The organism is Pseudomonas guariconensis (assembly GCF_040822035.1).
Lineage (GTDB): Bacteria > Pseudomonadota > Gammaproteobacteria > Pseudomonadales > Pseudomonadaceae > Aquipseudomonas > Aquipseudomonas guariconensis.
This window is the reverse complement of the sequence record NZ_CP162012.1, coordinates 1,492,170-1,515,720: the sequence shown is the minus strand read 5'-3', so window position 1 is coordinate 1,515,720 and position 23,551 is coordinate 1,492,170. Positions and strand designations below refer to the sequence as shown.

Genomic DNA, 23,551 nt, shown 5'->3' with positions numbered 1-23,551 from the left:
CGTGCCTACCGCGAATCTCTCTGAACCGGCGCCCCGACACGGGCGGGCCGGGCGCAGGCTTAGACGGCGACCAGGCGGACACTGCCGCCCTCACCGACCCCCAGGGCATCAGCGGCTTCGTGGCTGAGGCTGACCGGTTTACCCGGCACCCAGTCCAGCTCCAGCAGCACGGCGCGGTAATCCTGCAACTGGCCGTTGCAGACCAGATAGGCGCGCCCGCCCTTGATCGGGCTATCGTCGAGTTTTACCGGCACCACCCGGCTCTGGGCGATCGAGCGGATGCCCGAGGTGCGCGCGTGCAACGTCGGGCCACCGTCGAAGATGTCGATGTAGTGCTCGGTCTCGAAGCCTTCGCGCATGAGGATGTCGAAGGTGATCTGCGCTCGCGGATGGACCTGGCCCATGGCCTCCTGAGCCTCATCGGCCAGCAGCGGCACGTAGATCGGGTAGTGCGGCATCAGTTCGGCGAGGAAGGTGCGGCTCTTCAGGCCACACAGGCGCTCGGCGTCGGCGTAGTTGAGGTCGAAGAAGTTGCGACCGATGGCGTCCCAGAACGGCGACTCCCCCTGCTCGTCGCTGTAGCCGACGATCTCGGTGACCACCGAATCGGCAAAGCGCTCCGGATGCGAAGCCATGAACAGCAGACGACCGCGGGAGTTGAGTTCGGCGAAGGCGCTGTTCACCAACTCCGGCAGCACGTAGAAGCTGGTCAGCAGGCTGTTGCCGGTCAGGTCGTGGCACAACGACAGGACGTGGATCTTGTTGTGGATCTTCAGCTCGCGCGAGGCGTGCACGAAGGTCTCGTTACGAAAACTGTAGAACGGCTCGGAGTAGCCCGCCGAGGCGACGATCGCCGAGCAACCGACGAGCTTGCCGGTTTCGTTGTCCTCAAGGACGAAGAAGTAGCTTTCTTCGCCGTTGAAGCTCACTTCGGCGGCAAACGACGTTTCCGAGGCGGCGATCTTGTCGCCCAGGCGACCGGCGTCGTCGGGCAGCGAGGTGACACCAATGGGGCTGTCGGCAGCCATGCGCTGCACTTCGTTCAGATCCGCCATTTGCGCGGGGCGCATCACCAGCATGGTGTCACTCCTTTGGGAAAACAGGCCGACGCATCGGCACGGAAAAACAACGGGCGCGCTACTTCGTTGGAAAGCGGGCGCCCGCGCAGAAATTCGGGTATCGCCAGCCCCGACCGCAGTCAGGGCCGGCGAAGGTGACCGCGGGCTATCAGCCCTGGGTCAGCTTGGCCACAGCACGCTCGAAGCGCGCCAGACCTTCGTCGATGTCAGCATCTTCCACCACCAAGCTCGGGGCGAAGCGCACCACGTCCGGGCCGGCTTGCAGGACCATCACGCCTTCTTTCTCGGCGGCATTGAGGATGTCCTTGGCCTTGCCTTTCCAGGCATCGCTGAGCACGCAACCGATCAGCAGGCCGACGCCACGCACCTGGGTGAACAGGCCGGACTGCTGGCCGATCTTCTCCAGGCGAGACTTGAAGCGCTCGTGCTTGGCCTTGATGCCGGCCAGCGTCTCAGGCGTGTTGACCACGTCGAGCACGGCGCAGGCCACGGCGCAGGCCAGCGGGTTACCGCCATAGGTGGTGCCGTGGGTGCCGACGGCCAGGTGCTTGGCAAGGTCGGTGGTGGTCAGCATGGCGCCAATCGGGAAGCCGCCGCCCAGGCTCTTGGCGCTGGTGAGGATATCCGGGGTCACGCCATAGTGCTGGTAGGCATACAGCGAGCCGGTACGGCCCACGCCGGTCTGCACTTCGTCGAAGATCAGCAGCGCGTTGTATTCGTCGCACAGCTTGCGCGCGCCTTCCAGGTAGGCCTTGTCAGCCGGAACCACACCACTCTCGCCCTGGATCGGCTCGATCACCACAGCGCACGTCTTGTCGGAAATCTGGGCTTTCAGCGCTTCGAGGTCGTTGTATGGCACATGGCTGATACCGGTGATCTTCGGACCGAAGCCATCGGAGTACTTGGGCTGGCCACCGACACTGACGGTGAACAGGGTGCGACCGTGGAAGCTGTTCACGGTGGCGATGATCTCGTGCTTCTCCGGGCCGAAGCGGTCATGGGCCACGCGACGGGCCAGCTTGAAAGCGGCCTCGTTGGACTCGGCGCCAGAGTTGCAGAAGAAGGCACGCTCGGCGAAGGTCGCGTCCACCAGCTTGTGGGCCAGGCGCAGGGCCGGCTCGTTGGTGAAGACGTTGGACACATGCCACAGGGTATTGGCCTGCTCGGTGAGGGCCTTGACCAGCGCCGGATGGCAGTGACCCAAGGCGTTCACGGCGATACCACCGGCGAAGTCGATCAGTTCGCGACCCGACTGGTCCCAGACTCGGGAGCCCTCGCCTCGCACAGGAATGAAGGCCGCCGGAGAATAGTTGGGAACCATGACCTGGTCGAAATCGGCACGTTGCACCGGGGCTTGCTCAACGGACATCTGAGTCTCCTGAAGAGGAACGCTGGCCTGGAAGTGGCGAGCGATGGGGGGATTGTAAGGACTGATCGGCGCCTGTCCTTGCTGCCAGGCGACAACTTGTTACAGCGCAAAACCCTGTTTCAGGCAGGTTTTCGGCAATGCGACAAACACTGTCGCAATCGCGCAGTGTACGGGAGAGAAAGGGATGGGTGAACGGGTGTTCACATAAGAAGAGCGGTGGCCTTTTCGCAGGTGAGCCCGCCCGACAGGCCACGCCGGGCACCAACGCCGACGGGGACCTGCAGGCGCAGGTTCACCTGCGAAAAAGGCCGACTCGAACGATCAGACTCAGCCCTTTTCGGCAGGCGCCGAACTGAGCTCGAACGGGCTGGCGCTGCGCCGCTGATTGCGGTCTTCGCGCGGGGTGGCCCCAAAGAAGTTGCGGTAGGCACTGGAGAAATGCGGCCCGGAGGAAAACCCGCACGACAACCCGATCTGGATGATCGACTTGCTGGTCTGCATCAGCATCTGCCGCGCCTTGTTCAGGCGCAGCTCCAAGTAATACTGGCTGGGTACGCGATTGAGGTACTGCTTGAAGATTCGCTCGAGTTGCCGACGGGACACGCACACGTGCTGGGCGATTTCGTCGGTGGTCAGCGGCTCTTCGATGTTGGCCTCCATCAGCAGCACCGCCTGGGTGAGCTTCGGATGGCTGGAGCCGAGCCGATTCTGCAGCGGAATACGCTGGCGCTCGCCTCCTTCACGGATGCGCTCGACCACCAGCTCCTCAGACACCGCTCCGGCAAGCTCGGCGCCGTGATCACGCGCCAGCACCGCCAGCAGCAGGTCGGTGACAGCCATGCCACCGCATGCGGTCAGGCGATCACGGTCCCAGTCGAATAGGTGACTGGTGGCGATGACCTTGGGAAAGCGCTCGGCAAAGTCATCCTGCCAACGCCAGTGCACTGCGGCGCGATAACCATCGAGCAGACCCAGCGCCGCCAGCGGGTACACACCGGCCGACAGACCACCGATCAGGCAACCGCTGCGCGCCAATTGCTTGAGCGCGGACGACAGGGCCGAGCCCACCGCCACTGGCGGCTCATCCGCCAGAAGAAAGAGCTTCTGACAGCCCTCCAGACGACCGCTCCAAGGCTCGCCCGGCAAGCGCCAGGCCCCGTCGGGCGCTACTTCAGCCTGGAGAAACACCAACTCGTAAGACACATCCGGATGCACCCGCTGGGCGACCTGCAGCACTTCCTCGGCCAGCGCCAGGGTCAGCGGCCGGGTACTGGGCCAGATGAGAAATCCGATTCGCTGGGTGGTCATAGGGCGTGGTCCGAAACCTGGGATCGTTCGTGTCTGTGGCGCCGGGTCAGGCTGCGCTTCGCTGCGCAGCATGCCCTATTCTGGTGCAAGGTGCAGCCTTTACTTCAGGCTGCCGGAAAGAAACTGCTTGAGTCGCTCCGACTGCGGATTGACCAGCACTTCACGCGGGTTGCCGCGCTCTTCCACCAACCCCTTGTGCAGGAACACCAATTGGTTGGACACCTCACGGGCGAAGCCCATTTCGTGAGTCACCACGACCATGGTGCGGCCTTCCTGAGCCAGCGATTGCATGACCTTGAGCACATCGCCCACCAGCTCCGGGTCAAGGGCCGAGGTCGGCTCGTCGAACAGCATCACCTCAGGCTCCATGGCCAAGGCCCGGGCGATCGCGACCCGCTGCTGCTCACCACCGGACATGTGCCCGGGGAAGGCATCCTTGCGATGGGCCACGCCCACCTTGTTCAAGTAGTGCTCGGCTTTTTCCAGCGCTTGCTTGCGGCTCACGCCCAGCACATGCACAGGAGCCTCGATCACGTTCTCCAGCGCCGTCATGTGCGACCAGAGGTTGAAGTGCTGGAACACCATCGACAGGCGCGAACGCATGCGCTGCAACTGTTTGGGGTCGGCGGCCTTGAGGGCGCCATCCTTGCCGGGGACCAGCTTGAGCTCTTCATTGTTGAGCAGGATCTTCCCGGCGTGCGGCTGCTCGAGCAGGTTGATGCAGCGCAGGAAGGTCGACTTGCCCGAACCACTGGAGCCGATGATGCTGATCACGTCGCCCGCCTTGGCTTCGAGCGAAATGCCCTTGAGCACTTCGTGGCTGCCGTAGCGCTTATGCAGGTCTTGGACTTGAAGTTTGTACATGCTGTCGGTTCTCACAGAGCGATCAGTGCTTGCGTGGCGCCAGGTAGCTGAGCCAGCGGCGTTCGGCCATCTTGAACAGGCGCACCAGAATGAAGGTCAGGCACAGGTAGAACACGCCCGCCGTGATGTAGGCCTCGAAAGGCAGGTAGTACTGGGCATTGACGGTACGTGCCGCGCCCGTGATGTCGATCAGGGTGACGATCGAGGCCAGACTGGTGGTCTGCAGCATCATGATCACCTCGTTGCTGTACTGCGGCAGCGCCCGGCGCAAGGCCGACGGCAGCAGGATGCGGCGGTACATCATCATGCGCGACATGCCCATGGCCTTGGCCGCTTCGATCTCACCGTGCGGGGTGGCCCGCAGACTGCCGGCGATGATCTCGGCCGTGTAGGCGCTGGTATTGATCGCAAAGGCCAGGCACGCGCAGAAGGTCGCGCTCGACAGCCAGGGCCAGAGGAAGCTTTCGCGCACGGCTTCGAACTGCGCCAGACCGTAGTAGATCAGGAACAGCTGCACGAGCATCGGCGTGCCACGGATCACATAGGTATAGAGCCAGGCGACCAGGCTCACCAGCGGCTGCTTGGAGACACGCATCAGGCCCAGGGGAATGGCCGTCAGCAAGCCGAAGAACAGCGACAGCGCCAGCAGCTTCAAGGTGGTCAGCAGGCCGCCCAGGTAAAGGGGCATGGCCTCCCAGATGACGTTGTAGTCGAAGATCATAGTTCAGCCACCTTTACGCCCACCGAATAGCGTCGCTCGAGGTACTTCAGGGCCAGCAGCGAGATGCTGGTGAGCACCAGGTACAGTGCCGCTACTGCCAGGAAGAAGGTAAAAGGCTCGCGTGTGGCGTCGGCCGCCTGCTTGGCCTTGAACATCATGTCCTGCAGGCCGACCACCGAGATCAGCGCCGTGGCCTTGGTCAGCACCAACCAGTTGTTGGTGAAGCCCGGGATCGCCAGACGGATCATTTGCGGCACCATGATGCGGAAGAAAACCTGCATGCCGCTCATGCCATAGGCCATGCCCGCCTCGGCCTGCCCTTTGGGTATACCCAGGAAGGCACCGCGGAATGTTTCGGAAAGGTACGCACCGAAAATGAAGCCCAAGGTGCCCACACCGGCCACTAACGGATTGAGGTCAATGTAGTCTTCATAGCCGACCAGCGGCGCAATGCGGTTGATCAGATCCTGACCGCCATAAAAGATCAGCAGGATCAGCACCAGATCTGGAATGCCACGGATCACCGTGGCGTACATATCACCCAGCCAGGCCAACCAGCGTACTGGCGACAAACGCAGCGCCACGCCGATCAGGCCAAGCACGATAGCCAGGGCCATCGACGACAGGGCGAGCTGCAGCGTCAGCCATGCCCCATCGAGGATGACTGCCCCGTAGCCTTTCAACATGATTGGGATTCCTCGGGACTTGGAATGAAAAATGGTGCAAACCTCAGAGCCTCTGCTGTTTGCACCATTGCACAGGTGAAACCCGACGTCTTACTGAGCTTCAGGCCCATAGATGTCGAAGTTGAAGTACTTGGCTTCGATGGCCTTGTACTTACCGTTCTTGCGGATCGCGTCGATCGCGGCATTGATGCGCTCACGATTGGCGTTGTCGCCCTTGCGCACGGCGATGCCGACGCCGTCACCGAAGTACTTCACGTCGGTGAACGATGGACCGACGAAGGCAAAGCCCTTGCCGGCGTCAGTCTTGAGGAAGCCGTCCTCGAGCAGGGTGGCGTCGGCAACGGTGCCGTCCAGGCGACCGGCTGCGACGTCGAGATAGATTTCGTTCTGAGTGCCGTAAGGCACGACGGTGGCCCCTTTGGGCGCCAGGACTTCCTTGGCGAAGCGGTCATGGATCGAACCGCGCTGCACGCCGATCTTCTTGCCGCTGAGTTCATGCAGGTCTTCGCTGACCTGAGTGCCATCCTTCATGACCAGGCGAGCCGGGGTCAGGTAGTAGCGCTTGGTGAAGTCGACCGACTTCTTGCGGTCTTCGGTGATGGACATGGACGAGAGAATGGCGTCGATCTTGCGCACTTTCAGCGCCGGGATCAGGCCGTCGAACTCTTGCTCGACCCAGGTGCACTTGGCTTTCATCTCTTCGCACAGGGCGTTGCCGATGTCGTAGTCGAAACCGGCGATGCTGCCGTCGGGTTGCTTGAAGGCGAAGGGTGGGTAGGCAGCCTCGATACCGATCTTCAACGGTTTCTCATCGGCCTGCGATACCAGGGACAACACGGACAGCGCCAGGGCGCCAAGCAGTGCGAGCTTCTTCATCAGGTAACTCCATCGGTACAGGGCAATACAAGGCAGGTGTAACGACTGCCCGACATGCGAATGGGTACAACGCGAGCCGCGGGGGTATCGACCAAGGTCGCAGACCACGAGCGAGTGAGTGGCATTTTAACGACAGCCCGGTGGCCGATATTTCTTCAAAGCGACAACTACTTACAGAAGCGCCTTGAACCGCGGCGGGCGATATTGACAGCTCCCGCGCAATATGCAAGAGCAAAAGAAAAATAACCTATAAGCCAAGCAATAAGCGGGCCTATTATTGGCAAAGCCTTGTACTCCGGCAAGTCCAGCGTGCCAGCTTGCAAGAAAAGCCCGCGCGCAGCACCACAAAGGTATCTAACTGTTTCGACTCGCCCCGCTTTTGTGCGAATCCGGTGACAGGAAAGGTTACCGATGAATGTCGGGTAACATCCCTCCAGTAAAGCAAAAACCCCGCCGGTTGTCCGAGCGGGGTTTCGTTGTTTCGAAAAACGCGAGCGAAAGGGGCGCGAAGCGCCCCACAACCATCACGCCGACGCCAACGCCATCGACTTGTGGGTGTCGATCAGATGCTGCACCACCCCAGGGTCGGCCAGCGTCGAGATGTCCCCCAACGCATCGTATTCACCCGTGGCGATCTTGCGCAGGATGCGCCGCATGATCTTGCCCGAGCGAGTCTTGGGCAGCCCCGGCGCCCACTGGATCACGTCCGGCGAAGCGATCGGGCCGATCTCCTTGCGCACCCAGTTCTTAAGCTCCAGACGCAGCGCCTCGCTCGGTTGCTCGCCAGCATTGAGCGTCACGTACACATAGATGCCCTGCCCCTTGATGTCGTGCGGCACGCCCACCACCGCAGCTTCGGCGACCTTGGCATGCGCCACCATGGCGCTTTCGATCTCGGCCGTGCCCATGCGGTGACCGGAGACGTTGAGCACGTCATCGACCCGGCCGGTGATCCAGTAGTAGCCATCCTCGTCACGGCGGGCACCGTCACCGGTGAAATACATGCCGCGGAAGGTCTTGAAGTAGGTATCGACGAAGCGGTCGTGGTCGCCGTACAACGAACGCGACTGGCCCGGCCAGGAGTCGAGGATCACCAGGTTACCCTCGGCAGCGCCCTCGATCAGATTGCCCAGGTTGTCCACCAACGCCGGCACTACGCCGAAGAACGGACGGGTCGCCGAGCCAGGCTTCAGGCCCGTGGCGCCTGGCAGCGGGCTGATCAGGATGCCGCCCGTCTCGGTTTGCCACCAAGTGTCGACGATCGGGCAACGCTCCTTGCCCACAGTCTGGTAGTACCAGTTCCAGGCTTCAGGGTTGATCGGCTCGCCCACCGAACCCAGCAGGCGCAGGCTGGAGCCGTCGGCACCGGCCACTGCGGCCTGCCCTTCGGCCATCATGGCGCGAATGGCGGTCGGTGCGGTGTAGAGAATGTTGACCTTGTGCTTGTCGATGATCTTCGACACGCGGGTGATGTCCGGGTAGTTCGGCACGCCTTCGAACAACAGCGTGGTCGCGCCGTTGGCCAGAGGGCCGTAGACGATATAGCTGTGACCGGTGACCCAACCCACGTCGGCGGTGCACCAGTAGACTTCGCCCGGACGGTAGTCGAACACCCGCTCGTGGGTCAGTGCGGCGTACACCAGGTAGCCACCGGTGGTGTGCAGCACACCCTTGGGCTTGCCGGTCGAGCCGGAGGTATAAAGGATGAACAGCGGCTCCTCGGCACCCATTTCCTTCGGCGCGCAGTGGCTGGAGGCGACCTTCATCAAGTCCTCGTACCAGATGTCACGGTGCTGGTGCCAGGCAATGTCACCGCCAGTGCGCTTGCACACGATGATCTTCTGCACGCTGCTGGTTTCAGGGTTAGTCAGGGCCAGGTCGACATTGGCCTTAAGCGGGGTACGACGACCACCGCGCACACCTTCGTCGGCGGTGATGACGACCTTCGAGCGGCAGTCGATGATGCGCCCAGCCAACGCCTCGGGCGAGAAGCCACCGAACACCACCGAGTGGATCGCGCCGATGCGTGCGCAGGCCAGCATGGCCACCACGGCCTCAGGGATCATCGGCATATAGATAGTCACCACGTCACCGCGGTGCACGTCCTGGCCACGCAGGGCGTTGGCGAACTTGCAGACCTGCTCGTGCAACTCGCGATAGGTGATGTTACGGCTGTCAGCCGGGTCGTCGCCTTCCCATATGATGGCGACCTGATCGCCACGCTCGGCCAGATGACGGTCGAGGCAGTTGTAGGAAACGTTCAGAGTGCCATCAGCGAACCACTTGATGTCGACATGGTGATCGTCGAAGGAGGTCTGCTTGACCTTGGTGAAGGGCTTGATCCAGTCCAGGCGCTGGGCCTGCTCGCGCCAGAAGCCGTCCGGGTTGATCACCGACTGCTGGTACATGGCCTTGTAGGTGGCCTCGTCGGTCAGGGTATTGGCCGCAACCTCGGGACGAACGGGATACAGGGGAGCCGCACTCATCTGTTTTACCTCGGTGTAATAGTTGTTTTTGTATGGAATCGTTTGTAACTGTACCAGAGCGCGAAAAGCCATTCGACGTTGGTAGTAGCGAAACGCTGAATTCCCTACAAAAACTTACACAACCGCTCTAACCCAGCACTCACAGGGCGGTGAAGAAAAAAAACGAGGAGCCGATCCTGGGGATTGTTACAGATTCTGTCAAAAGGCAAAAAAACTTTATCAAAAGTCCATCTGTTTCAGTGCACTGCCCCGCCATAAAATTCATCTCGCCAACAACGGCAAGGCGATTAACTCAAGTAACAGCCCCCACGAAGGCAAGTTGATCCCTATCTTGATCCGATAGTTAAGACCTGGCTGTACTCGCGGCGCCAAAAGCGCCGCGTGCCCCCTCACGACCTAAAATAGGTAAATTGAAAATGAAAGCGTTACTGGCATTGGTACTTGGCGGTCTTTGCAGCGCGGCGATGGCCGACGAAGTTGCAAAGGATGTCGAGCAGATTCCGGTTGAGCAGTACAGTTACTCGCAGCATCTGGACATCGCCCGGGTGCTCTCCATGAGCGAAGTCCCGAACGTCTGTGAAGTGGTTCCAGCCCGCATGACGTATGAGGATTCCCAGGGACAGAAGCACATCCTCGAATACCGCGTGATGGGCAACGGCTGCTCCAACGGCTGACATTGGCAGTAACGCCCGCTGCGCCTCGAACATCCCGAGGCGCAGCGCCAAAAGTTGTGTTTACTCAATATCCGAGTAATTCATATCTCTTACTTCATTCCGCCGATTTGTTGAGCGAGTAATCGCGCAACTTATTGGCTATTGTCGTATGTGAAACACCCAGACGTTTGCCCAGCGCTCGACTACTGGAATATTCCGTCATCAAGGATTCCAGCACGGCCTTTTCAAATCGTCCGACAATTTGCGCAAGATCCCCTTCCAGCGAAAACTCACCCAATGGTTGCCGCGCCCCATAGTCCGGCAGGCGAATATGCTCGCCCTTCACTACCCCGCCCTCGCACAACGACACCGCCTGGAACAGCACGTTCTCCAACTGGCGCACATTGCCTGGCCAGTGGTACTGGCTGAGCTTGTCCATTGCCGCTGGCGCCAGACGCGGCATCGGGCAACCAATCTGCCGACTGGCCTGGTCGAGAAAATGCTGCACCAGCCCGTCCAGCCCGTCCATGCACTCGCGCAGCGGCGGGATATGCAGCGACAACACATTGAGGCGGTGATACAGGTCCTGGCGGAACTCGCCCCGGGCGCACAACTCGGAGAGATCGACCTGGGTGGCGCAAATGACCCGCACATCGAGATACACCTCCTCGTCACTGCCCACCCGGCGGAAGCAGCCATCCTGCAGGAACCGCAGCAGCTTGACCTGCAGGCGCGGGCTCATCTCTCCCACACCGTCGAGAAACAACGTGCCACCGGCGGTCAGCTCCAGCAGGCCCAGCTTGCCTTCGGCCCGGGCGCCTTCGAAAGCCCCCGGGCCATAGCCGAACAGCTCAGTCTCAGCCATCGATTCCGGAAGGCCCGCGCAGTTGAGTGCCATCAGCGGCGCCTGGCCGCGTGGGCTGGCCAGGTGACAGGCACGCGCCAACAGCTCCTTGCCGGTACCCGTTTCGCCTTCGATCAGCAGCGGTGCATCCAGAGGCGCCATGCGCCGCGCCTCGCGCACCACCGCAGCCATCACCCGAGAGCTCTGGAAAATACTGTCGAAGCCGCGCAGCTCCTGCTTGCGCACGTTGTAGATACGCTCACCGATACGATCTGCCCGGTGTAGCGTCAGCACCGCACCCGCCAGCGCCTCGCTGTCGTCGTGCTCCGATTGCAGCGGCGCGATATCGGCAAGAAACACATCGCCCTTGACCTTGACGCGCAAGCCGTTGATCCGCGACTTGTTGGCCCGTACCAGTTCCGGCAGGTCAAAGTCCTCGACATAGCGCGCCAGCGGAAGCCCCGGCACTTCGTCGACCCGCACCCCCAGCAACTGGGCGGCGCTGCGGTTGGCCGCGACGATGCTGCCGCCCATGTCGACCGACAATACCGGGAAATCCAGCGCACCGAGCAAGGCGTTGAGTTCCATGTGCCGGCGTTCGCTGGGCATCAAGCCTACGCGTTTGACCCCGAACACACCGGCGATCGACTCGAACTTGGGCCGCAGCGCCTGGAACTGCAGGTTGATCAGGTTCGGGCAGTGCAGGTAGATGGCATTGCCGTGATCGCCGCCAACCTCCCCACGCAACACGTTGATGCCGTATTCCACCAACAGGTTGAGGATGTCCCGCAGGATGCCGATGCGGTTCTGACAATGCACTTTGATACGCATGGAAAAGCCCCGAGGCGCGCAGAAATTTCAGCGACGCGTGGAAAAGTCGTAAAGATAAGCTGACAAAAACCCAGCTAAGGCCAGCTCGATGCCTGTGATTTTCCGGCATCCCGGCCTTTTTGTAAAATTAACGTTACAGAAACTACGTAGCGATTCGGCCCACCCACGCGCCATACCCCGTGCAAAGGCTCAGGCAAGGGGATATTCCTTAAGGCATGTCCTGCACATAACAAGAAAGCCCTCACCAGGAGAGCCACATGAAACAGACGCAATACGTGGCACGCGAGCCCGATGCGCATGGTTTTATCGACTACCCGCAACAGGAACACGCGGTGTGGAACACCCTGATCACCCGACAGATGAAAGTGATCGAAGGCCGCGCCTGCCAGGAATACCTCGACGGCATCGAGCAGCTCAAGCTGCCCTACGACCGCATCCCGCAACTGGGCGAAATCAACAAGGTCCTGGGCGCCACCACCGGCTGGCAAGTCGCCCGCGTCCCTGCGTTGATCCCTTTCCAGACCTTCTTCGAGCTGCTGGCCAGCAAACGCTTCCCGGTGGCCACGTTCATCCGTACCCCCGAAGAGCTGGACTACCTGCAGGAACCGGACATCTTCCATGAGATCTTCGGCCATTGCCCGCTGCTGACCAACCCCTGGTTCGCCGAGTTCACCCACACCTACGGCAAGCTGGGCCTGGCGGCGACCAAGGAAGAACGCGTCTACCTGGCCCGCCTGTACTGGATGACCATCGAGTTCGGCCTGATGGAGACTGCCCAAGGTCGCAAGATCTACGGCGGCGGCATCCTCTCCTCGCCCAAGGAAACCGTCTACAGCCTGTCCGACGAGCCAGAGCACCAGGCGTTCGATCCGATCGAAGCCATGCGTACGCCCTATCGCATCGATATCCTGCAGCCTCTGTACTTTGTCCTGCCTAACCTCAAGCGTTTGTTCGACCTGGCCCACGAAGACATCATGGGCATGGTCCACCAGGCCATGAAACTGGGCCTGCACGCGCCGAAGTTTCCACCCAAGGCGGCTGCCTGAGCTGCCTTGTCGATAACAACTCAAATCGGAAAAACACCCATGAATGCCTTGAACCAAGCCCATTGCGAAGCCTGCCGCGCCGACGCCCCTAAAGTCACCGACGAAGAACTGGCCGAACTGATCCGTGAGATCCCGGACTGGAACATTGAAGTGCGTGACGGCCACATGGAGCTGGAGCGTGTCTTCCTGTTTAAGAACTTCAAGCATGCCCTGGCCTTTACCAACGCCATCGGTGAAATCGCCGAAGCCGAAGGCCACCACCCTGGTCTGCTGACCGAGTGGGGCAAGGTCACCGTTACCTGGTGGAGCCACTCGATCAAAGGCCTGCACCGCAACGACTTCATCATGTGCGCCCGCACCGACGAAGTCGCCAAGACCGCCGAAGGGCGCAAGTGATGCATTTCGCGGCCATTGGCCGGGTCCCAGGCGACCCGATCCTCGGGCTGATGGAAGCCTACGCCCGCGACACCAACCCGGCCAAGTTCGACCTGGGCGTGGGCGTGTTCAAGGACGCCCAGGGCATGACCCCGATTCCCGCGGCGGTCAAGCAGGCCGAGCAGCGCCTGGTGGAGCATCAAGCCACCAAGAGCTACGTGGGCGGCCATGGCGATGCTGAGTTCGGCCGCCTGGTCAGCGAACTGGTCTTGGGCAGCGCCTCGCCGCTGCTCGACAGCCACCGTGCCGGCGCCACCCAGACCCCTGGCGGCACCGGCGCCCTGCGCCTGGCGGCGGAGTTCATCGCCCATTGCCTGCCGGGGCGTGGCATCTGGCTCAGCGACCCCACCTGGCCGATCCACGAGACCATTTTTGCTGGCGCCAAGCTTAAGGTGTCCCATTATCCCTACGTGGGTGCGGACAACCGCCTGGATGTCGCCGGCATGCTGGCCGCTTTGGAACAGGCTCCGGAAGGCGACGTCGTGCTGCTGCACGCCTGCTGCCACAACCCCACCGGTTTCGACCTGAGCCAGGACGATTGGCGCGCCGTGCTCGAAGTCGTGCGCAAGCGCAACCTGCTGCCGCTGATCGACTTTGCCTACCAAGGTTTCGGTGATGGTCTGGAAGAAGACGCCTGGGCGGTTCGCCTGTTCGCTGCGCAACTGCCGGAACTGCTGATCACCAGTAGCTGCTCGAAAACCTTTGGCTTGTACCGCGACCGGACCGGCGCACTGCTGGTCTGCAGCCATGACGCCGAAAAGCTCCTGGATGTACGTAGCCAACTGGCGCTGCTGGCCCGCAACCTGTGGTCCACACCACCGGATCATGGCGCCGCGGTGGTCGCACAGATCCTCGGCGATCCGGCCCTCAAGGCGCTCTGGATCGAAGAGGTCAACGCCATGCGCCAGCGCATCGCCGAACTGCGCGAGGGACTGGTCAAGGCCTTGGCCCCCCATGGTCTGGCCGAGCGCTTCGCCCACATCGCCGCGCAACGCGGGATGTTCTCCTACACAGGGCTGAACCCGGAGCAGGTCCGCCTGCTGCGTGAAAAGCACAGTGTGTACATGGTCGGCACAGGTCGGGCGAATATCGCCGGGGCCGATGCGCAGCGACTGGAGCAACTGGCAGCGGCCATCGCCGACGTCTGCCGGTAAGTGCCTATTCGCGGGTAAACCGCTCTGCCAAGGCTTGCACGAGGCCTTTGCCGGAGCGGGCTTACCCCCGCGAAAAAGCTTCCCCGATTGTCCGATAGCCGCCCGCAAAACCGCGCCGCAGGGCGGAAAAAACTCAAACTGTCATCCGGACTCCTGTATCCTGCCCCAGCTTTTCGAAGCCACACACGCGCCTGGCGCAGTCTTTTCACTCACACTTGCGAGGAACGACGAGATGCATGAAATCCCGAATCTTCCCTTCCCAAGCCTGAACCCCGAAGAGCAAACCGTTGCCGCCCACACCGAACCGACGCCTGCCGTCGAACAGGATGGCGACGATCAATCCAGCGCTGACCAGGAATAAATCGCGCATCCCCCAGACTGTGTGAAAACGGCTGACTCGCGGGAACTTGCCCGTCATCGCGTTTTCACACCGTCCAGAACCCTCTACCCGCCAAAGACCTCCATGCCCGACTCACCGCGTCCCCTTGCGGTCACCCTGCAAGTCGTCTCCATCGTCCTTTTCACCTTTATCGGCTACCTGAACATCGGCATTCCCTTGGCCGTGCTGCCGAGTTATGTGCACAACGACCTGGGTTTCAGCGCAATTGTTGCGGGGTTGGTGATCAGCGTGCAGTACCTGGCCACCCTGCTCAGCCGCCCCCATGCCGGGCGCATCATCGACAATCTCGGCAGCAAGAAGGCCGTGATGTATGGCCTGCTCGGCTGCGGCCTGAGCGGCGTGCTGATGCTGGCCAGCAGCTTCTTCCCCCACCTGCCCTGGCTGAGCCTGGCGTGCCTGCTCATTGGACGTCTGGTGCTGGGCAGTGCAGAAAGCCTGGTCGGCTCAGGCGCCATCGGCTGGGGCATCGGCCGGGTCGGTGCCGAGCACACCGCCAAGGTGATTTCCTGGAACGGCATCGCCAGCTACGGCGCCCTGGCGGTTGGTGCGCCGCTTGGAGTGCTGATGGTGGAAAGCCTGGGGCTGTGGAGCATGGGCGTGAGCATCATCCTGCTGGGGATCATCGGCCTGTTGCTGGCCTGGCCCAAGCGTGCCGCGCCGATCGTCGCCGGCGTGCGGCTACCGTTCCTACGGGTCTTGGGCAAGGTATTCCCGCATGGCTCGGGGCTGGCCCTGGGCTCGATCGGTTTCGGCACCATTGCCACCTTCATCACGCTCTATTACGCCAGCCGCGACTGGAACAACGCAGCGCTGTGCCTGAGCGTGTTCGGGGCCTGCTTCATCGGGGCCCGCTTGTTGTTCGGCCACTTGATCAATCGTATCGGCGGGTTCCGCGTGGCCATCGCCTGCCTGGCCGTCGAAGCCCTTGGCCTGTTGATGCTATGGCAGGCGACCAGCGCGGAGCTGGCCCTGGCGGGCGCCGCCCTCAGTGGTTTCGGTTTTTCGCTGGTGTTTCCGGCGCTGGGCGTAGAGGCGGTCAATCAAGTCTCAGCTGCCAACCGCGGGGCTGCGGTGGGCGCCTATTCGCTATTCATCGATCTGTCGCTGGGCATCACCGGGCCCTTGGTGGGCGCGGTGGCGTCGGGCTTCGGCTTTGCTTCGATCTTTCTGTTCGCCGCCGGCGCGGCGGCTTGCGGGCTAGTGTTGAGTCTCTATCTGTACCGCCAGGCACGACGCCCGCGCCAGCACGCCGACGAAACCTGAGAGCCCTGCACTGCATGATCCGCTTCTTCGCGGGTAAGCCCGCTTCCACAAGGGTTGGCGATGATCCTTGTGGGGGCGGGTTTACCTGCGAAGAGGCCAGAACGACTAACGCTGCGCGTACTGCAACACCACTTCCAGTGGATGGCGCATTTGACGCTCGGTCATGCGCTTGACCTGGCTGCGGCACGAATACCCCGTGGCCAATGGCTCTCCCTCCTTGTCCAGCTTGGTGGCCCAGGACTGCTCGAAGATGGTCCGCGAGGTCTGCTGGTTGCGCGCCTCGTGGCCATAGGTGCCGGACATGCCGCAGCAACCGGTAGCCTCAGTGACCAGCTTCAGGCCCAGACGCGCGAACACCTGTTCCCATTGCCGGGTGCTGGCCGGCACATTGGTCTTCTCGGTGCAGTGGGCCATCAGGCGGAAGCTGCCAGCGTCGACGGCAGCCTGCTCCGGCAGCACGTCCATCAGCCACTCCTGGGGCAACAGTACCTTCGGACAGCCGTCCAAGCCATCGACCTTCTGGTACTCCTGGCGATACACCAGGGTCATGGCCGGGTCCAGGCCTACCAGCGGTACACCGCATTCGGCCAGCGCCTTGAGCTGGGTGGCATTGCGGATCGCCGCCTTGGCGAAGGCCCCCAAGAAGCCCTGCACGTGCAGCGGCTTGCCATTGGCGCTGTAAGGCGCCAGGAACACCCGATGGCCCAGACGATGCGCCAGCTCGATGAAGGCCGCCAGCAATGGCGTCTCGAAGTAACGGGTAAAGGCATCCTGAACCAGCACGATGGCGCGCTCGCGCTGGGCCGGGGTCAGCTCGCGCAGAGCCGGCACACTCGCCACACCGACGCGGCAGCGGGTCAAGGTCGACTGGAAGTTGAAGCGGCTGATCAACGGGCTGTCGACCATGCCGACCTTGTCGGCCAATAGCTTGCTCACCCATTTGGAGCCCATCACGGCGTTGTACAGGCCAGGCGCGTGAGCCAGATACGGGATGGTGAACTCCAGCGAACCGATCAGGTAGTCGCGCAGCGGGCGCTGGTAACGGCCGTGGTACAGCTCGAGGAAGCGCGAGCGGAAGTCCGGCACGTTGACTTTGATTGGGCACTGTCCGGCACAGGATTTACAGGCCAGGCAGCCGGCCATGGCGTCATAGACCTCGTGGGAGAAATCCTCCTGCCCCTGCTGACGGGCGCGGGCATTGCGCAGGCGTGCCGGCAAACCCTTGAGCCAGGACACCTTGCCACGTGCGGCAGCGAGCACATCGATATCCGCCTCGCCCTGCAAGCGCAACCATTCGCGAATCAGCGAAGCGCGGCCCTTGGGCGAATGCTGACGCTCGCGGGTGGCTTTCCAGGAGGGGCACATGGCGTCGTTGGGGTCGTAGTTGTAGCAGGCGCCGTTACCGTTACAGTGCACCGCGCTGCCAAAGCTCTGCCAGACACGCTCGTCGATGGTGCGGTCCAGGTCGCCGCGCAGGGTCACGCCATCGACCGGGGTCAGGCCTTCGCTGCTGTCCGGCGGGGTGCAGATCTTGCCCGGGTTGAGCTGGTTATGCGGGTCGAAAGCGCCCTTGAGGCGTTGTAGCGCCGGGTACAGCTCGCCGAAGTATTCCGGCACGTATTCCGAGCGCAGGCCCTTGCCGTGCTCGCCCCACAACAGGCCGCCATAGCGTTGGGTCAATGCGGCGACGGCATCGGAGATCGGCTTGACCAGCGCAGCCTGGGCCGGATCCTTCATGTCCAGGGCTGGGCGCACGTGCAGCACACCGGCATCGACGTGACCGAACATGCCGTAGGCCAGGCCATGGCTGTCGAGCAATGCACGGAAATCAGCGATGTAATCGGCCAGTCGCTCCGGCGGTACCGCAGTGTCTTCGACGAACGGCTGCGGGCGAACCTCGCCCTCGACATTGCCCAGCAAGCCCACCGAGCGCTTGCGCATGGTATAGACCTTGGTCACCGCCTCGGCGCCTTCGGCCAAGGTGTGGCCCAGGCGCTCGACGCTGGTATCGGCTTTCAAGTGAGCGATGAATGCCTCGACCCGAGCGTTGACCTCGGCCGGCTCGTCACCGCAGAACTCGACCAGGTTGATGCCCAGGGTCGGACGCTCGGGGTCGGCCGGAAAGTATTCAGCGACGCTGTGCCAGACGATGTCCTGCATCGCCAGCATCAGCACCTTGGAATCGACGGTCTCGATCGACAATGGCTTGTGCGCCATCAGCGCGTTGGCATCGCGCAGGGCATCCATGAAGCTGGTATAGCGCACGTTCACCAGCACAGCGTACTTCGGAATCGGCAGCACGTTGAGCTTGGCCTCGACCACATAGCCCAGCGAGCCCTCAGCGCCGCACAGCACGCTGTTGAGGTTGAAACGGCCCTGTTCGTCGCGCAGGTGCGCCAGGTCGTATCCGGTCAGGCAGCGGTTTAGCTTGGGGAAAGTGCTCTCGATCAGCTCGCCCTGGGTTTGCTGGATCTCCCGGGCCATGCGGTACACCTCACCGACCCGGCCGGGCGCAGCGCAGGCCTGCTCCAGCGTGGCATCGTCAATCGGCAGGCTGTGCAGACGCTCACCGCCGAGCAGGATGCTGTGCAGTTCGAGCACGTGGTCGCGGGTCTTGCCGTAGGTGCAGCTGCCTTGGCCGCTGGCGTCGGTGTTGATCATGCCACCGACGGTGGCACGGTTGGAGGTGGACAGCTCCGGGGCGAAGAACAGCCCATGGGGTTTGAGCGCAGCGTTGAGCTGGTCCTTGACGGTGCCGGCCTGGACCCGGACCCAACGCTCCTCGACGTTGATCTCAAGGATCTTGTTCATGTGCCGCGACAGGTCGACAACGATACCGTCGGTGAGCGACTGGCCGTTGGTGCCGGTGCCGCCACCACGCGGGGTCAGCTTGATCTGGCGGAACCGTGGCTCGGCCATCAATGTGGCAACCCGGGCGACATCGTCGGCGTCCATCGGGAACACCGCCGCCTGGGGCAGGCGCTGGTAGATGGAGTTGTCCGTGGCAAGCACGGTACGGGTGCCGTAGTCGGCGCTGATCTGGCCACGGAAGCCGCTGTTGCGCAGCGCTTCGAGGAATTCTGGGTAGTGGGCGGCGGGCGCACGGGTCGACAGCTGGGCGATCATCGAAGGATGGCCTCTATATAGGCAAATTCACGGAAATACTGTCACTCCGGCATGGATGGACTGCGCAGGGATGACGAATGCGCCAATGTTCCTGTAGTTTCCAGCCAAGGGCAAACGGATATTCCTGCCGCTATCGATGAGTTTTGCGAATGAATTACCGCCACCTGACCCCATCGATGTCGTTACTGCTGGCCTTCGAGGCCGCCGCCCGACATGAGAGCTACACCCGCGCTGCTGCCGAACTGTCCCTGACCCAGAGCGCGGTCAGCCGACAGGTGCAGGCGCTGGAGCAGCAGCTGGGTTTGACGCTGTTTCGCCGTGAAGGGCGCCAGGTCCAGCTGACCGACGTAGGCCGCCTGTATCAGCGCGAGCTCAGCGAAGCCCTGGGGCGCATCCGCAGCGCCACCTTGCAGGCCCTGGCTTACCAGTCGGGCGTCGGTACCTTGCGCCTGGCCACCTTGCCGACCTTCGGCTCCAAATGGCTGCTGCCACGCCTGCATGCGTTCTATACCGCGCACCCCGGGATGCTGGTGCACATCCATTCACGGATCGAAGCGATCAACTTCGACACCAGCGAAATCGACGCCGCCATCGGTGTCGCCACCCATGACCTGCCGGGACTGATCTGCCATCGGCTGCATGCCGAAGAGCTGGTGGTCATCCTGCCGCCAACGGCTGCGGACGATGTCCAAGGCTGGGACCCTGCGCGCATCAGCGAACAAGTGCTGCTCAACGTCGCCAACAACCCGCATGCGTGGGGCGAGTGGTTCTCCCACCACGGCCTGCCCCATCGCAGCATGCGCCTGGGGCCAAGCTTCGAGCTAACATCGCATCTGATCCAGGCCGTACGGGCGGGAATCGGCATCGGCCTGGTACCGCGGATCCTGGTGGAAGAAGAATTGGCCAGCGGTGAGCTGGTCAGCGCCGGGGGCGCCTTTGCCAGCCAGCGCAGCTATTACCTGATCTATCCACCGCGCAACGAGGCGCTGCCCTCGCTGCGGGCGTTCCGGGGGTGGTTGCTGGAACAGATCTGATCGCCGCCTAGCCGTGATTGCGCTCGAACGTCTCCCGCCCCATCGCCTTGATCTGCCCTTCGATCAAGGCATCGAAAGGCCGGCACAGCGCATCGAAACGCCCTGCCCCCTCCAGGGCATTCAAGGCTTCGACCACGGCCTCGATGGTCGACAAGGCGCCCGGCTCCGGCGCCTTGCGCAACCGGTAGCGTGAGGGCGGTACCTGACCCAGGGTCACCCGTGGCAACGCGTCGAGCAGCGGATTGAGATACAGCAGCTTGCGTGCCTTGCGCCAAGTGCCATCGGGCACGATCAACAACAGCGGCGTATCGTCTGCGATTTCGTAAGCCGACAACACCTGCGCCTGCTCCCCTGGGAACAACAGCACCGGCCGGTACCCGGGTGTGGCGAGCAGCGCCGGCAGGTCATCGAATACCTCGCCTACCCGCAGTTCGGCGTTCACCAGGCCAAGCGCGGCCAGGCGTGCGGTGTTCAAAGCATGGGACACTTCGCTGGGATGCTGCAGCAGGACCACGCGGGTCCTGCTGTCGAGGCTGGGAATCAATGGGCAAAGGCAGTGATCGAGCGGACGCTGGCAGCGTGCGCAGCGGGGTCTGGACATCGGCTTCTCCTTACCCGGCGCAGTGTGCCACAGCCGCTCGGAAAAGCCCCACATCCCTGTGGGAGAGGTGAATTTTCAGCGATTGAATCGTTCGGCCAGGCTGTGCAGGTACTCGGCCATGCGTTCGAGGTCCTGGCTGATCTGCGCGCCCTGCTTGGCCTGCCCGGCGCTCTCGTCGCACAGGTGGGCGATCCGCACGATCTGCTGATTGATGTCCTCGGCGACATGGCTCTGCTGCTCCGAGGCCGTTGCCATCTGCTGGCTCATGCCAGTGATACGGCTGACCGCCTGGACGATACCGGACAACGCCTCCTGGACCGCTTCGACGCTGTGCACGCTGTCTCGGGAAATCTGCTCGCCGCGGTTGGCGGTAGTGACCGCCCGCTCGGCGCCCGAACGCAGCGAGGCGATGATGTGATGGATTTCGTCGGTGGAAGCACGGGTGCGCTGGGCCAGGGAACGTACTTCATCGGCCACCACCGCGAACCCACGCCCCTGCTCGCCCGCCCGCGCGGCCTCGATCGCTGCGTTGAGCGCCAGCAGGTTGGTCTGCTCGGCAATGGAAGTGATCACATCCACCACGCTGCCGATCGACTGGGTCTGTTCGGCCAGCGCATTGACCGCCTGCCCGATGTCGTTGACCGCATCGCTCATGCTGCCCATGGCCTTCAGGCTCTGTTGCGCCAGCTCACTGCCTTGCTGGGCCAGATGATCGGCATCGCTGGCGGCGTGAGCGGTGCTTTGCACGTTGTGGGTAACTTGCTGGATGGTTGCGGCCATCTGGGCGATCGCGGTGGCCGACTGGTCGGTCTCGCTGCGCTGGCGGTCGAGCATCTGCGCCTGGGCATCGGACAAACCGGCCGACTCCGCCGCCCGCGACTTGACCCCGACGCCGGCATCCACCAGACGGGTCAGGGCTGTTTGCAGGCGAGCCTCTTCACTGATGATGGCCAAGTCCAACTGCCCTTGCAGACCAGGGTTGTCGCTGTAGGTCAGGGCCACCAACGGGCTGGTGAACGCCTTGGGGTGCTCGGCCAAGGTCCGGCGAATGGCTTGGTTCTGCCGGTGTTCGATCCAGTACCAGGCCCCCAGCATGCTGGCCATCAGCACGCCCAGCGCCGCGTACTGCGGTAACCAGAGATAAGCGGCGGCCGACGCGAGACCTGCGCCAATCAGCGGCAAGCCATGTTGCAGCCCGGACCCGAGGCGTGCGGCCCAAGGCACTGCCGAACGTCCGCCACGCAAACGCGCATAAAGCGCCTCGGCACGGCGAATCTGGTCACGGGTCGGGACCGAACGTACCGACTCGTAGCCGCTGATCCGGCCATTTTCATAGATGGCCGTGACGTAGGCGCTGACCCAATAGAAATCACCGTTCTTGGCGCGGTTCTTGACCACCCCCATCCAAGGTTTGCCCTGCTTGATGGTTTCCCACATGTGGCCAAACACCGACGGTGGCATGTCGGGGTGCCGCACCAGGTTGTGCGGCTGCCCCACCAGTTCGTCGTAGGTAAAACCGCTGATGGCCACGAACGCGTCATTGCAATAGGTAATGCGGCTGTTCAGGTCGGTGGTGGAAATGAGCCGCTGGTCGGACGGGAAGGTTCTTTCTTGCTCTGTGACGGGCAAATTCATGCGCATCTGGGCAGTCCTTGCTTTGTTAGATGATGGGAAATTTCATCAAAGCAAATAGATATTTAGCAGAACGCCATCACTCCAGTCGCATGCCTCCCAGGAAATTTACACAGCCTGACGCAATGTTCTAAAAGCGACGTTTTTTAACTGACATTCAGTTGCGACTTGAGCAGGTCACGGAAGGTCTGGATCAAGGGCTCGCGGCTACGCCCACGGCGGATGATCAACGAAAACGGCGCCTGATAGCCAAAGGTGGCAGGCGACAGGACGCGCAGGTCTCCCTTGTCGACCCAGGCCTGGGCATAGTGTTCGGGCAGATAACCGATATAGGCGCCGGAGAGGATGAGAATCAACTGGGCCTCCATGCTCTCAACCGTCGCCGCGCTGTGCTTGAAACCGTGGCGCGCCAGCTCCGCTTGGCTCCAGTAGCCCCGCCCCACCATGCGTTGTTGGGTGATCACTTCTTCCGGCACCCGCCGCTCGCCGAACAACGGGTGCCGGCTGCTGCAGTACAGCCAGTGCTGCTCGCGGTACAACGGCTGATACACCAGACCGCTCATGCGCGAAGAGAAGGCGCCGATGGCCAGGTCCAGGCGGTTGTCCTGTACCCCCAGTTGCAACTCATAGGGGCTGGAGACCGACAGGTGCAGATGCACCGCCGGATGCTCCTGGCTATAGGCCCCGATGGCCTCGGCCAGCGGCAGGGCGCGGTCGCCCACGGTGGAGTCGATCACCCCGAGATTGAGGGTACCGCGCAGCTCGCCCTTGAGCGCCGCGGCGTATTGCTCGAAGCCATCGAGTTCGGCCAGCAGGCGCAAGGTCTCCTGGTGGAATAGCTCGCCTTTGCTGGTCAGGCTGAAACCGCCACGGCCACGGTGACACAGGACGATGCCCAAGGCGCTTTCCAACTGGCTCATGTAAGTGCTGATGGCCGATGTAGAGAGGTTCAGTTCGCGCTGGGCATTGGCGAAGCCCTGGTGGCGTACCACGCTGACGAAGATACGCAGCAGTTTCAGGTCGGGCAGTGAAGAAGCCATGGTGCAACGGTTCCGCAGGGTGGAAATCACCAGAGTCTAACCCGCTGTGAACGGATAGTTTAGAAAATCCTGAAGTAAGTATTTGTCTGTAGCGATTCCTCCT

At 62.4% G+C, this 23,551-nt stretch carries 20 protein-coding genes; 7 read left to right on the top strand and 13 right to left on the bottom strand.

The features are described 5' to 3' along the window. Positions 1–59 precede the first annotated feature (59 nt). From aruF to acs, 8 genes are all read right to left on the bottom strand, one after another. On the bottom strand, positions 60–1,079 hold the full coding sequence (aruF, locus tag AB1N67_RS06870; RefSeq protein WP_043209401.1) for an arginine/ornithine succinyltransferase subunit alpha: 1,020 nt from the start codon (positions 1,077–1,079) through the stop codon (positions 60–62). Positions 1,080–1,227: 148 nt separating this feature from the next. Then, entirely contained in the window at positions 1,228–2,448 is a 1,221-nt protein-coding gene (locus AB1N67_RS06865) for an aspartate aminotransferase family protein (RefSeq protein ID WP_182941534.1), read from the bottom strand. 327 nt (positions 2,449–2,775) lie between these two features. Then, positions 2,776–3,756: a transcriptional regulator ArgR gene (argR, locus tag AB1N67_RS06860; RefSeq protein WP_043209396.1), complete on the bottom strand. Its 981-nt coding sequence runs from the start codon at positions 3,754–3,756 to the stop codon at positions 2,776–2,778. A gap of 99 nt (positions 3,757–3,855) precedes the next feature. Further along, positions 3,856–4,620, bottom strand: a complete 765-nt coding sequence (locus tag AB1N67_RS06855; RefSeq protein WP_043209394.1) for an ABC transporter ATP-binding protein — start codon at positions 4,618–4,620, stop codon at positions 3,856–3,858. A gap of 22 nt (positions 4,621–4,642) precedes the next feature. After that, positions 4,643–5,341 carry an ABC transporter permease gene (locus AB1N67_RS06850; protein ID WP_043209392.1) on the bottom strand — a complete coding sequence of 233 codons (699 nt, stop codon included), beginning with the start codon at positions 5,339–5,341 and terminating at the stop codon, positions 4,643–4,645. Next, on the bottom strand, positions 5,338–6,027 hold the full coding sequence (locus AB1N67_RS06845) for an ABC transporter permease (protein WP_043209390.1): 690 nt from the start codon (positions 6,025–6,027) through the stop codon (positions 5,338–5,340). Before AB1N67_RS06845 ends, AB1N67_RS06850 begins: the two co-directional genes overlap by 4 nt. 90 nt (positions 6,028–6,117) lie before the next feature. Continuing rightward, on the bottom strand, positions 6,118–6,903 hold the full coding sequence (locus AB1N67_RS06840; protein ID WP_043209388.1) for an ABC transporter substrate-binding protein: 786 nt from the start codon (positions 6,901–6,903) through the stop codon (positions 6,118–6,120). A gap of 524 nt (positions 6,904–7,427) precedes the next feature. Further along, positions 7,428–9,389, bottom strand: coding sequence for an acetate--CoA ligase (acs, locus tag AB1N67_RS06835; RefSeq protein ID WP_090345401.1), 1,962 nt, complete (start codon positions 9,387–9,389; stop codon positions 7,428–7,430). 416 nt (positions 9,390–9,805) lie between these two features. Between acs and AB1N67_RS06830 the strand changes: the two genes are divergently transcribed. Further along, positions 9,806–10,063, top strand: a complete 258-nt coding sequence (locus AB1N67_RS06830) for a DUF2790 domain-containing protein (protein ID WP_043209383.1) — start codon at positions 9,806–9,808, stop codon at positions 10,061–10,063. A 94-nt stretch (positions 10,064–10,157) separates the two neighbouring features. Here the strand turns inward: AB1N67_RS06830 and AB1N67_RS06825 are convergent, their stop codons facing one another. After that, positions 10,158–11,717 (bottom strand): sigma-54-dependent phenylalanine hydroxylase transcriptional regulator PhhR, encoded by a 1,560-nt coding sequence (locus AB1N67_RS06825; RefSeq protein WP_043209382.1) that lies wholly within the window; start codon positions 11,715–11,717, stop codon positions 10,158–10,160. A 257-nt stretch (positions 11,718–11,974) separates the two neighbouring features. On the opposite strand from AB1N67_RS06825, the gene phhA reads away from it, so the two are divergent. From phhA to AB1N67_RS06800, 5 genes are all read left to right on the top strand, one after another. Further along, the gene (gene phhA / locus AB1N67_RS06820; protein ID WP_043209381.1) at positions 11,975–12,763 is read left to right on the top strand and encodes a phenylalanine 4-monooxygenase; all 789 of its coding nucleotides are present in this window, start codon (positions 11,975–11,977) and stop codon (positions 12,761–12,763) included. 39 nt (positions 12,764–12,802) lie between these two features. Then, on the top strand, positions 12,803–13,159 hold the full coding sequence (locus AB1N67_RS06815; protein ID WP_028691075.1) for a 4a-hydroxytetrahydrobiopterin dehydratase: 357 nt from the start codon (positions 12,803–12,805) through the stop codon (positions 13,157–13,159). Continuing rightward, positions 13,156–14,352 (top strand): amino acid aminotransferase, encoded by a 1,197-nt coding sequence (locus tag AB1N67_RS06810; RefSeq protein ID WP_367863621.1) that lies wholly within the window; start codon positions 13,156–13,158, stop codon positions 14,350–14,352. Before AB1N67_RS06815 ends, AB1N67_RS06810 begins: the two co-directional genes overlap by 4 nt. Positions 14,353–14,584: 232 nt before the next feature. Beyond that, entirely contained in the window at positions 14,585–14,713 is a 129-nt protein-coding gene (locus AB1N67_RS06805; RefSeq protein WP_256543836.1) for a hypothetical protein, read from the top strand. A 102-nt stretch (positions 14,714–14,815) separates the two neighbouring features. Beyond that, positions 14,816–16,015, top strand: a complete 1,200-nt coding sequence (locus AB1N67_RS06800; protein ID WP_102081349.1) for an MFS transporter — start codon at positions 14,816–14,818, stop codon at positions 16,013–16,015. A 105-nt stretch (positions 16,016–16,120) separates the two neighbouring features. On the opposite strand, the gene AB1N67_RS06795 is transcribed toward AB1N67_RS06800, so the two are convergent. Further along, positions 16,121–19,141 carry an FAD-binding and (Fe-S)-binding domain-containing protein gene (locus tag AB1N67_RS06795; protein WP_102081350.1) on the bottom strand — a complete coding sequence of 1,007 codons (3,021 nt, stop codon included), beginning with the start codon at positions 19,139–19,141 and terminating at the stop codon, positions 16,121–16,123. A 149-nt stretch (positions 19,142–19,290) separates the two neighbouring features. On the opposite strand from AB1N67_RS06795, the gene AB1N67_RS06790 reads away from it, so the two are divergent. Further along, positions 19,291–20,175 (top strand): LysR substrate-binding domain-containing protein, encoded by an 885-nt coding sequence (locus AB1N67_RS06790; protein WP_043209372.1) that lies wholly within the window; start codon positions 19,291–19,293, stop codon positions 20,173–20,175. 7 nt (positions 20,176–20,182) lie between these two features. On the opposite strand, the gene AB1N67_RS06785 is transcribed toward AB1N67_RS06790, so the two are convergent. The 3 genes from AB1N67_RS06785 to AB1N67_RS06775 form a co-directional block, all read right to left on the bottom strand. Continuing rightward, positions 20,183–20,776, bottom strand: a complete 594-nt coding sequence (locus AB1N67_RS06785; RefSeq protein ID WP_367863620.1) for a tRNA-uridine aminocarboxypropyltransferase — start codon at positions 20,774–20,776, stop codon at positions 20,183–20,185. 75 nt (positions 20,777–20,851) lie between these two features. After that, on the bottom strand, positions 20,852–22,417 hold the full coding sequence (locus AB1N67_RS06780; RefSeq protein WP_070571464.1) for a PAS domain-containing methyl-accepting chemotaxis protein: 1,566 nt from the start codon (positions 22,415–22,417) through the stop codon (positions 20,852–20,854). Between the two features lie 137 nt (positions 22,418–22,554). Then, positions 22,555–23,448, bottom strand: coding sequence for a LysR family transcriptional regulator (locus tag AB1N67_RS06775; RefSeq protein ID WP_043209367.1), 894 nt, complete (start codon positions 23,446–23,448; stop codon positions 22,555–22,557). Positions 23,449–23,551: the final 103 nt, after the last annotated feature.